The 6,172-nt window shown below is 58.8% G+C and carries 6 protein-coding genes and 2 pseudogenes; 6 read left to right on the top strand and 2 right to left on the bottom strand.

Annotated features, from left to right (window positions below):
- From SYN63AY4M2_RS08400 to SYN63AY4M2_RS14180, 3 genes and pseudogenes are all read left to right on the top strand, one after another.
- A partial coding sequence (locus tag SYN63AY4M2_RS08400; RefSeq protein ID WP_206337007.1) for a transposase occupies positions 1–184 on the top strand: 184 nt, incomplete at its 5' end.
- A 247-nt stretch (positions 185–431) separates the two neighbouring features.
- A pseudogene (locus tag SYN63AY4M2_RS14185) lies at positions 432–698 on the top strand (nitrogenase); the annotation flags it as partial.
- A 56-nt stretch (positions 699–754) separates the two neighbouring features.
- Positions 755–862 (top strand): Mo-dependent nitrogenase C-terminal domain-containing protein, encoded by a 108-nt coding sequence (locus SYN63AY4M2_RS14180; RefSeq protein ID WP_240527316.1) that lies wholly within the window; start codon positions 755–757, stop codon positions 860–862.
- A gap of 57 nt (positions 863–919) precedes the next feature.
- Here SYN63AY4M2_RS14180 and SYN63AY4M2_RS08390 read toward each other — a convergent pair.
- Positions 920–1,078 (bottom strand): annotated as a pseudogene (locus tag SYN63AY4M2_RS08390) (transposase); the annotation flags it as partial.
- A gap of 112 nt (positions 1,079–1,190) precedes the next feature.
- Between SYN63AY4M2_RS08390 and SYN63AY4M2_RS14460 the strand changes: the two are divergent.
- On the top strand, positions 1,191–1,469 hold the full coding sequence (locus tag SYN63AY4M2_RS14460) for a transposase (RefSeq protein ID WP_143597029.1): 279 nt from the start codon (positions 1,191–1,193) through the stop codon (positions 1,467–1,469).
- A gap of 587 nt (positions 1,470–2,056) precedes the next feature.
- Here SYN63AY4M2_RS14460 and SYN63AY4M2_RS08375 read toward each other — a convergent pair.
- Positions 2,057–3,469: a folate/biopterin family MFS transporter gene (locus SYN63AY4M2_RS08375; protein ID WP_011431426.1), complete on the bottom strand. Its 1,413-nt coding sequence runs from the start codon at positions 3,467–3,469 to the stop codon at positions 2,057–2,059.
- Positions 3,470–3,750: 281 nt separating this feature from the next.
- Here SYN63AY4M2_RS08375 and rph point away from each other — a divergent pair, with 281 nt between their 5' ends.
- Together rph and SYN63AY4M2_RS08365 are read left to right on the top strand one after the other, a co-directional pair.
- Positions 3,751–4,479: a ribonuclease PH gene (gene rph / locus SYN63AY4M2_RS08370; RefSeq protein WP_011431427.1), complete on the top strand. Its 729-nt coding sequence runs from the start codon at positions 3,751–3,753 to the stop codon at positions 4,477–4,479.
- 493 nt (positions 4,480–4,972) lie between these two features.
- Complete coding sequence (locus tag SYN63AY4M2_RS08365) at positions 4,973–6,163, top strand: response regulator (protein ID WP_099887315.1); 1,191 nt, start codon at positions 4,973–4,975, stop codon at positions 6,161–6,163.
- Positions 6,164–6,172: the final 9 nt, after the last annotated feature.

Raw genomic sequence — 6,172 nt, 5'->3', positions numbered from 1 at the left:
GCTGGTGAACAACCTGAAAACAGTCTCCAGCCGGTTGATTCGCAAAGAGTTCGTCACAGAGGTGGCACGGTTCTACAGCAAGCCTGTATTTTGGGCAGGGACCTATTTTGTTGCCTCTTGTGGTGGGGTCACCGTTGAGGAGTTGAAGAAGTATGTCGAGCAGCAGGCAACGCCCAGATTGTGAGACTCAGGGGCATTGAACCCCTTCGTCTCACCGCCTATCCTCCAGCCCGCCAAGCTGCGCTGTGGCGGGAGTACCCCGGAGGTTCTGATGGAGAATATAGCCTCGAGGAGCAGCGACTTATCGAAGATCTCATCCGCTTCGACTGGCCGGAAGACCAGGGGAAAGATCTCGCTCCCCTCTCCCCTGAGAGGAGCTGGCGGCCCAGCTGCAGCGGGAGTTGCGGGAAGATTTCCTGCGCACGGCGGTGATGACAGCCGTTGCCGACGGGGTATATTCCGAGCCGGAGGACCGTCTGTTGCACCAATTGGCCGCTGCCTTCGGACTGGAGCTTCCCCAGCTCCACCTGCTCGGGGCCACGCTGGTCAATAAGGGCGCCACCTCGCCATTGCCGGCAGAGGCTCAGGCCGAGAGCGGCTATACCGACCTTTTGGCTCCCTTGCAGAAGTGGCTGGACGGCATCCAAGTCTGCGACGCGAAGGTAGCCCGCTTCTTGTGCCGTATGATCCCCGGCCAGTGCCCCTTTGAGCGGGAGGTGGTGCTGTTTGGCCGCAAGGTGATGCACATCCCCCCATGTGCAAGCTCAACCCTCTCTACGACCAGGTGGTGGCCTTGCGCTGCCGTGCCCTCTCCTTCCTGGCAGAAGCCGGGGAAGACATCAGCCAGTACACAAAAGGATAGCTTGGTAGCCCCGCACTTTAGTGCAGGGCGGAAAAGCCCGCTAGCCACTTTAGTCGCTTACCCATGATGTGGGCCGTTGATATAGTTTTGAATTACCTCAGCCCTAGCATTCCCCGCGGTACAGAAACAATAACTTCTGCTCCAAACGCTAGGCAGTTTTCGCAGGTTAGCAAACTCCTGCCTTAAATATTTAGAAGCTCTACTTTTGAATGCTTTACGAAGCGATGGGCAAGCTATGGTGAGCTTTGCGCTGAGATGGCGAGAACCCAAAACAAGCACTTTATCGCAATGTATGTTTCCGCCGCACAACAGACCTGTAAGTCTGTAGCTGGAGTGGAGCTATGCTAAGCCTGCCCAGCCCCAATCGCTGGATCCGGGAAAAGCTCTAGCAATTGACCACGGAGTCAACAACTGGCTTACGTGCGTTAGCAACTTAGGACATAGCTTCATCATTGGTGGCCGCAAAGTCAAGTCCTTCAACCAGTGGCACAACAAGGAGCTGGCTAGGCTCAAGACTCACAAGCTGCGAGGGTTTTGGTTGCAAAAGCTTCGTCGAATTACGGAAACCGGAGAATGCGGTCCACAAAGCTGCGGGCAAGGTCATTGACTTCTGTTTACACCACTCAATTGGGAGAATCCTCTTCGGTTGGAACAAAGAACAAAAATAAGAATGCGGTTTTAACCAAAACTTTGTTTTCATTCCAACAGGTCGGTTCAAGGAGCGTATCGCGCAATTATGTTGGCATTATGGCATGGAGTTTATTGAGGTAGAGGAAGCGTACAGCTCGCAGGCAAGCTTCCTAGATGGAGATGAGCTACCTAATTATGGTGAAAAACCCGACGGGTGGAGACCCTCTGGAAAGCGTATCAAGCGGGGCCTGTACCAAACGGCAAAGGGGTGGTTGGTCAACGCTGATGCGAATGCTGCCGCCAACCTGCTTAAGAAAGTCAGCAGAACCTTGGGGCTTTGCCTTCAGGAACTGTCTAGAGGCGCTTTGACAACGCCGTTGCGGGTTCTTTTGTGGACTGCGTAAGAATCCCCCGCCTTTAGGCGGTGGGAGTCTCAATTGATAGTTCGCACTCAAGCATGGCGAAGCCGAACGCCGTCTCCACCTCTAGCTCCTCTCTCCCTTTGGGAGAAGAGCTGGGGGTGAGGGGTGCCTCTAGGAGTGCGTCTGATTGGCAGCCAGCCCCTCAAGAATAGGTGATGTCCGTCTGTCCCAAAGGGATTGCCTCCATCCCTGCCTCGGCCTCTTCCGCGCGCACCTCCTGCAAAAAGGCTTCGAGAGAAGCGTGGGCTTCCGCCTCCAGATCTGCTCCCCCTTCCGGCACCCAGCCCAAAAGCGGCAGGGGCAAGAGGGTGGACAGGTTGGTCAATAGCAGCAGCAGCCCCAGATGGCTGAAATCGCTCTCGGTTACCCCCAGCGCGTGCATGAGCAGGGATCCCAACTCTTGAGAGAGAAACCCCGCCAGGTTAAAAGCCGACATCAGCAAGGCGAAGAGGGTAGCTTCGATTCCCGGCGGGCAGAGGCGGGCAGCCAAGACCAACACCGGCATAAAGGCAATCTGCCCTGCCACCGTCAGCACCAGGCTATCCCCCAGACTAAACCAGTGATCGTCGATGCCCCAGGCCCGGTTGAGGTGATAGACCAAAATGAGGCTGGTTAGGCCCAGCCCTGCCGAGAGAACCGTCATCCAGCCAAATAGAGGCCGCAGCGGGATCCGCCGCAGATACACCTGAAAGATCGCCACCCCCACCAAGCTGGCGACGCTGGTAACCAGCCGCACCTGGCCTAAAAACCCCGGCCCAAAGCCGAGATCGCTGGTAAAAAAATAAAACAGGGCCACGTCGGCGCTGGGGGTTGCCTGCCAGATAAAGACAAACAACACCGGCAAGAGAATGCTGGGTTGCCGCAGCGCCCGCCACACCTGTCCCACCTGCTGCCGCAAGGGATCCCAGCCAAAGGAGCAGGCCACCGGCTGATCCACAATCACCCAAGCCGCCAGGGCGATCAGCAGCGGCAACAAGGCCGTCAGCCCAAACACCACCTGGGGGGGATAGTGGGCTAGGAGTGCCCCTCCGGCATAGGCCGTGAGCAGAGATCCCAGCGCCGTCGCCCCCCAGGACAAAGACTGCAGCGTGCCCGTCCCCGCCCAGTCGCTGCCGTGAACCCGCTCCACCACCAGCGAATCCACAATGACATCCCCCACCGCCACCGCCAGGGATCCCAAAACCATCCACAGCATCGCCAACTCAGCCGTTGGCGCCCACAGGGCCATCCCTAGCCAAGCCCCACACCCCAGCAGCCCGGAGAGCAAGAGGTAGGGACGGCGGCGGTAGCCTGCCAGCGGCAGCGTATCGGAGAGGAGGCCGTAAAGAGGCTTGAGGGTCCAGGGAATGACGGCAAAGCCCATCAGCGCCGCCGTCTGCGCCGGCCCCAGGCCCAGGCTATCCTTCAAGTAAAAACTGGTGGCCAGCCGCGCCAGCCCCACCGCCCCCTGCACAAAGTACACCAGCAGGATCCCGATCAGTTCCGGCGTCCAGCAGATCTCTTGCAGGGGATCCAAAGTGGATCGGCGCAGCTGTTGCAGCAGGAGGTGAAGCATGGGCAATCTTGTCCTTGTCGCTTCCTGTCTTGGCCGTTGTCCCGTAGGACTGCTCTTGCAGCATTGTCTTGCCGCAACAATAGCAACAGCAGGAAATGAGAGTTAAGAACTTCTTTACAGTGTAACCTGCTCAACTGTAACCTGCCCAACCGGCCCACGGCTGCGATCCTCCAGACCCCCGCCTGTCAAGGCGCCGGCGGCACTTCTGTAGAGATTCCAAGCCGTGAGCTGCCTCGGGCGAACATGACTGACAATGCGAGGGATCCTTTTTTGAACTGCTCATGAGCTGGCAACGCCCCGATGGTCGCACGGCTGCCCAATTGCGCCCGATTTCCTTTCAGCGCCACTTCACCCGCTACGCTCCGGGCTCAGTGCTGGTGAAGTTTGGCGATACCCATGTCCTCTGCACCGCCAGTGTGGCCGAAGAAGTCCCCCCCTTTTTGCAGAACACCGGCCAAGGCTGGCTGACAGCGGAGTACCGCATGCTGCCCACCGCCACCCAACAGCGCCAGCCGCGAGAGACGCTAAAAGTCTCAGGCCGCACCGCCGAGATCCAACGGCTCATCGGGCGTAGCCTGCGCGCCGCCTTGGATTTCCACAAGCTGGGATCCCGCACCATCACTGTCGATGCCGACGTCCTGCAGGCCGATGGCAGCACGCGCACCGCCGCCATCACCGGTGGCTATGTGGCCCTGCACGACGCCATCACTTGGCTTTACAAACAGGGGCTGCTGGATCCGGCGCAGGGATCCCCCTTGCGGCAGCAGGTGGCAGCCCTTTCGGTGGGGATCGTGCGAGGCGAGGTGCTGGTGGATTTGTGCTACGAGGAGGACAGCCAAGCGGAAGTGGACATGAACATTGTCATGAACGAGCAGGGAGCCTTGATCGAGATTCAGGGCACCGCCGAAGCCGGCTGCTTCGACCGCTCGCAACTGTTGCAAATGTTGGATATGGCCCAGGCCGGCATCCAAGAATTGCTCCGGGCCCAGCGAGAGACTCTAAACTTGTAGCCGACGGGATTGTTGCAGCCGCGAGCCCAGCCTGAGCCTTGCAGCGGTTCCGGTCGGGCGGCTGCTGGTAGGGTTCCCAGAGTTCTGCCTTTGACACTCCCACCCAGGGGATTCTTACGCAGCCCAAAATGGACTCGCGAAGGCGCTGTCAAGACACCCCTAGACAGTCCTTTGAGGCATAACCTCAAAGTTCTGCTTACTTCGGACTGAAGTTCCTCCAGGTTAGTTATTGCCGCGCCGGTTTTGCACCGCAGTAGGTTGTTTTCCTGGAGAAGCTCTATATAACAAAGAAGCAACTAAAGTGGCTCAAGGGCTTTTTCGCCCCGCACTCAAGTACCGGGCTACCAAGCTATCCTCTTGTGTTTCTTTTTGGTAAAGAGACGATAATGAGATGAAGCAGCCGTGAATCACGGCTGCCTCTGCAAGCTTGGGTGTGTGGCCGAGGTGAATCCCTGCGCATTTGGACTGCAGAGGCTGGCCGGGAGGATGTCCCATGTCCCATTTTGTGTTTGCAGCGGGGGAACTGGCGCCCCTGCTCCGGCAGCAAGGTCGGCAGTTTAGCACCGGCTATCTGCACCTCCACCTCAAAGGGGGGGATCCCGCCGAGGGCACGGAGCCTTGGGTGCTGACCTACTACTACGGCAGACTGCTCTTTTCCGCCGATCAGCCCCTCAACCCTCAGATCCTGCTAAAGCGCCTATCCCGCTTTATTCCCCGCCTCAACTTGGAATGGTCGCAGCGGGCTATCCGAGTGCTGCAGGAGCGGCTGATAAAAGACAACTCCCTGCCGGAACTGCTAGAGGCCATCGCCCAGTTGGGCCTGATCAAGCCAGGTGAGCTGGAAGACGCGCTCTGGCTCAACCTGCTCACCGATTTCGATCGCTATCTCTTTGAGCGGGCAGGCACCTGTTCCTTTGAAGTGCAGGAACGGGTTGCCCAAGAGGCCCCCATTGGCGGGTTTGAGTTGGAGCCGCTGGCTGTTCCCACCATGCTGGCGGTGCCGGTGGTCAACTGGGATCGGGTCAACCGCTATCGCCTTACCGACGAACAGCGGCAAAAGCTACACGCCCTCACCAAAGATGGCCAGTCGCTAGAGGCCATTGCCAAGAAGCTGTGTCGGGATCGGCTGGAGGTGGCCGGCCTTTTCGCTGCCTGGGCCAAAAAAGGTCTGGTGAGCCTGCAAACGCCCCCAGAACTGCTGCAGGCTAAGCGCCACGCTCCCACAACCCTCTTGGCGGTGGACGACAGTGTCGTGATGCAAGAAATCCTGCGGCAGTACCTATCCAAATATCACGTGATCACAACGGGCAACCCCGCCGAGGTGCTCCCCCTTTTGTTTCAGCACCGGCCTCACCTGTTGTTGATGGACATCGCCATGCCCGGGATCGACGGCATAGAACTCTGCCGCATTGTGCGTAGCCTGGAAGAGTTCAAGTCTCTCCCTATCCTGATGGTTACCTCGCGGGATAGTTTGCTGGATCGCATCCGCGGCAAGTGGTCGGGAGCAACCGGCTACCTGACCAAGCCTTTTAGCGAAAGCCAGCTCGTCGCCGAGGTGGAGCGGCTTTTGGCCCAGGCCCAGCAGCAAGAGCACACCCCCTACTCTCCCCGAGGAGCCAAAACCAACCCGCCCAGCCCATGGCGGGGATCCCCTGCCCCCCTTGGGGATCAGGCCAAAGCTTAGAAAGCGGGC

This window comes from Synechococcus sp. 63AY4M2, assembly GCF_002760475.1.
Classification (GTDB): Bacteria; Cyanobacteriota; Cyanobacteriia; order Thermostichales; family Thermostichaceae; genus Thermostichus.
The sequence above is the reverse complement of the archived record's forward strand: the minus strand, read 5'-3'. Positions and strand labels throughout refer to the sequence as shown.

Excerpts from the sequence above, each read along its gene's own strand:
- SYN63AY4M2_RS14180 (WP_240527316.1), top strand. The coding sequence starts at position 755 with ATGTGCAAGCTCAACCCTCTCTACGACCAGGTGGTGGCCTTGCGCTGC.
- SYN63AY4M2_RS08375 (WP_011431426.1), bottom strand. The coding sequence starts at position 3,469 with ATGCTTCACCTCCTGCTGCAACAGCTGCGCCGATCCACTTTGGATCCC.
- rph (WP_011431427.1), top strand. The coding sequence starts at position 3,751 with ATGAGCTGGCAACGCCCCGATGGTCGCACGGCTGCCCAATTGCGCCCG.
- SYN63AY4M2_RS08365 (WP_099887315.1), top strand. The coding sequence starts at position 4,973 with ATGTCCCATTTTGTGTTTGCAGCGGGGGAACTGGCGCCCCTGCTCCGG.